At 60.7% G+C, this 3,275-nt stretch carries 3 protein-coding genes; all 3 read left to right on the top strand.

Features of this window, described 5'->3' with window-relative positions:
- Positions 1–57: 57 nt before the first annotated feature.
- A complete protein-coding gene (gene gcvT, locus VEZ52_RS01760) occupies positions 58–1,140 on the top strand; it encodes a glycine cleavage system aminomethyltransferase GcvT (RefSeq protein WP_324835270.1) in 1,083 nt (360 codons plus the stop codon).
- A gap of 96 nt (positions 1,141–1,236) precedes the next feature.
- Positions 1,237–1,623 carry a glycine cleavage system protein GcvH gene (gene gcvH, locus VEZ52_RS01765; protein ID WP_324835271.1) on the top strand — a complete coding sequence of 129 codons (387 nt, stop codon included), beginning with the start codon at positions 1,237–1,239 and terminating at the stop codon, positions 1,621–1,623.
- A 330-nt stretch (positions 1,624–1,953) separates the two neighbouring features.
- Positions 1,954–3,275: aminomethyl-transferring glycine dehydrogenase subunit GcvPA (gene gcvPA, locus VEZ52_RS01770; RefSeq protein WP_324835272.1), on the top strand; the 1,322-nt coding region annotated here is incomplete at its 3' end.

Raw genomic sequence — 3,275 nt, forward strand, 5'->3', positions numbered from 1 at the left:
TTGGCGCGTCCTCTATAGCGTCAGCGCAAGCTGTTTGCCCAACTTCAAGGAGATTCCATGTCGGATCTGCGTACCCCCCTCACTGCCTGGCACGAGGCGCATGGCGCAAAAATGGCCCCCTTTGCCGGGTGGCTTATGCCCATCCAGTATGAGGGTATTATTGTCGAGCATCAGCACACCCGCCAGCATGCAGGCCTTTTTGACATCTGCCACATGGGCGAGTTTCTTATTGAAGGCCCCGGCGCGGACGAAGCCCTGAGCAAGGCCGTGAGCCACAACCTGCAGACCCTTGCCCCCGGCAAGTGCCGCTATGGCTTTTTGCTCAACGAAAAGGGCGGCGTGCTGGACGACGGCATCATCTACCGCTTCGGCCCTGATTCCTTCATGGCAGTGGTCAACGCCGCCTGCGCCGCCAACGACTTTGCCGTGCTGCGCGCCCGCCTGCCCCAAAGCGTCAAGATGACCGATATTTCCGCAGAAACCGGCAAGATCGACCTTCAGGGGCCGGAATCCCTGGACGTGCTCGAAAAGCTGCTGGGGCAGAATTTCCACGATCTCGGCTACTTCGGCTTTCGCGAAACCACCTGGCAGGGCACGCCCCTGCTGGTGAGCCGCACAGGCTACACCGGCGAGCTGGGCTATGAGCTGTACATTGAGAGCTCAGTGGCCGAGGCTTTCTGGAGCGCCTTGCTGGCTGACAAACGCGTCAAGCCCATAGGCCTTGGCGCGCGCGATACCCTGCGCCTTGAGGCTGGTTTGCCCCTGTACGGGCACGATCTGGACGAGAATCACAGCCCCGCCGAGGCCGGTATGGGCCGCATGATGACCAGCACCGCCGACTATGTGGGCCGCGAAGGCGCGCAGAACATTGCCGAAGTGCTGGTGCCCCTGCGCATTGACGGCCGCCGCGCCGCGCGTCATGGCGATGTGGTTGCCCTTGCTGACGGCACGGAAGTGGGTCACGTCACCAGCGGTTCGTTCGCGCCCTCGCTGGGCTATGTGATCGCCTTTGCCTGGGTCAAGGCAGCGCATGCCGGGGCCGAGAATTTTGTGGTTCGCGCCGCCAGAACGGAACTGCCCGCCGCGCGGGTTGAAGCGCCGTTCTACACTGAAGGCACCGCGCGTAAAAAACTGGCCTGATACGGTCGTTGATCTCTGGGGCCGCATCGCACGGCACATCCCGCAGAACAGCGTAATTTTTATAACGATTGAACCCAATTTTTCAGGAGTTTGCACATGGCTACCAATCCTGCCGATATTCTGTACAGCACCAGCCACGAATGGACCCGCATCGAAGGGGACGAGGCCGTCATCGGCATCACCAGCTTTGCTCAGGAATCCCTTGGCGATATCACCTACGTGGAACTGCCCCCCGTGGGCGACCAGCTTTCTGAAGACAAGGAATTCGGCTCTGTGGAATCGGTCAAGGCCGCCAGCGATCTGATTTCTCCCGTTACGGGCGAAGTTGTGGCCGTGAACGAAGCTCTGGAAAGCACCCCCGAGCTTTGCAACAGCGACCCCTTTGGCGAGGGCTGGATTGTGCGCGTCAAGCTGGCCCACAAGCCCGGCGGTCTTTTGGACGCCTCTGCCTACGAGGCCCATTGCGCCACTGAGAAACATTAGAAGGGCAACGCGGACTTGCGGCCTTTTTGCCCCCTGCCGGTGTCTGGCTTGTTTGGTGCGGCGCTCATGTATGTTCGTATACACTTCGCGCCGCCCAAACGCGCCATCCTTGGCAGGAAACAAAAATTCCCGCAACTCCACGTTACCCTTGTATGATTTTGGGCTGCCTACGCGCTGGCAAACTTTTGCACCGAGTGTGCAACAGCCTGAAATTTTTTCTTTCGCACCGGCTGGAGCAGCGTCGTACAACGGCGGGTTCCAGCCGGAGTCCCTTTCACAGAGGCTGCCGTCGCACAAGCGGTACAACGTGTCCGGCGGCAAGGAGCTAATATGCCATACATTCCCCATACGCCGGAAGAGTTGCATGAAATGCTCTCCGTAGTTGGCGTGCGCAGTCTGGATGAGCTTTTTTCCGACATCCCCTCCAGCATGCGCCCCCAGAGCTTTGATCTGCCCAAGGGGCAGAGCGAAGCCGCCGTCTGCGGACACTTTGAAGAGCTGGCAGCCAAAAACTGCCCCGGTCATGTGTCCTTTCTCGGCGCAGGTTTTTATAATCACGACATCCCCAAGGCTGTGGACGCGCTCTCTGGCCGCAGCGAATTTTATACCGCCTATACGCCTTATCAGGCAGAATGCTCGCAAGGCACCTTGCAGGCTATTTTTGAGTTCCAGACCGCTGTCAGCCGCCTGATGGAAATGGATTGCGGCAATGCCTCCGTGTATGACGGCGGCACTGCCATTTTTGAAGCCGCCATGATGGCCGTGCGTTCCACGCGCCGCCGCCTGCTGGTGGTGGACGAAGCCGTCAACCCCATCTGGCGCTCCATGCTGGATGCCTATGTTTCCAGCCTTGATCTGGAAATCAAGACCGTGCCCCAGCAGAATGGTTGCAGCGATATGGACGCGCTCATGGCCGCCGCCGACACGACCTGCGCTGCCGTTATTGTGCAGAATCCCAACTTCTTCGGCGCAGTGGCGGACTACACTGCCCTGTTTGCCAAGGCCCGTTCCAACAAGGCTTTTGGCGTCATCTCCGTGTATCCGGTCATGCAGTCCGTGCTCAAGACCCCCGGCGAAATGGGCGCGGATGTGGCCGTGGCCGAAGGCCAGAGCCTTGGCATGAACCTCTCTTTCGGCGGCCCCTACCTCGGGCTCATGGCCTGCCGCAAGGAACACATCCGCCAGTTCCCCGGCCGCATTGTGGGCCGCACCACCGATGTGGACGGCAAAACCGGCTACGTGCTGACCCTGCAAGCCCGCGAGCAGCACATCCGCCGCGCCAAGGCCACCTCCAACATCTGCTCCAATCAGGCTCTCTGCGCCCTGCGCTCGCTCATCCACATGAGCCTGCTTGGCCCGCAGGGCCTCACCCGGGTAGCCGAAAACAACATGGCACTTGCCCGCTACGCCGTTGAGCGCCTTACCGGCCTCAATGGCGTGGAACGGCTCAACAGCGCCCCCTACGGTTCGGAAGTAGCCCTGCGCCTGCCCATGCCCGCTGCCGAAGTGGTCAAGGCCATGACGCCCAAGGGCGTCGTGCCCGGCTATCCGCTGGGCAAGCACTATCCCGGCATGGAAAACGTGCTGCTGCTCTCGTGCACCGAGGCCAACAACCGCACCCAGATAGACAAGCTGGCCGAAATCATGGGAGG

Source organism: Desulfovibrio sp., from assembly GCF_035644575.1.
Lineage (GTDB): Bacteria > Desulfobacterota > Desulfovibrionia > Desulfovibrionales > Desulfovibrionaceae > Desulfovibrio.

Bases quoted from the DNA above. Each gene is read 5' to 3' on its own strand.
- gcvT (WP_324835270.1), top strand. From the start codon at position 58: ATGTCGGATCTGCGTACCCCCCTCACTGCCTGGCACGAGGCGCATGGC.
- gcvH (WP_324835271.1), top strand. From the start codon at position 1,237: ATGGCTACCAATCCTGCCGATATTCTGTACAGCACCAGCCACGAATGG.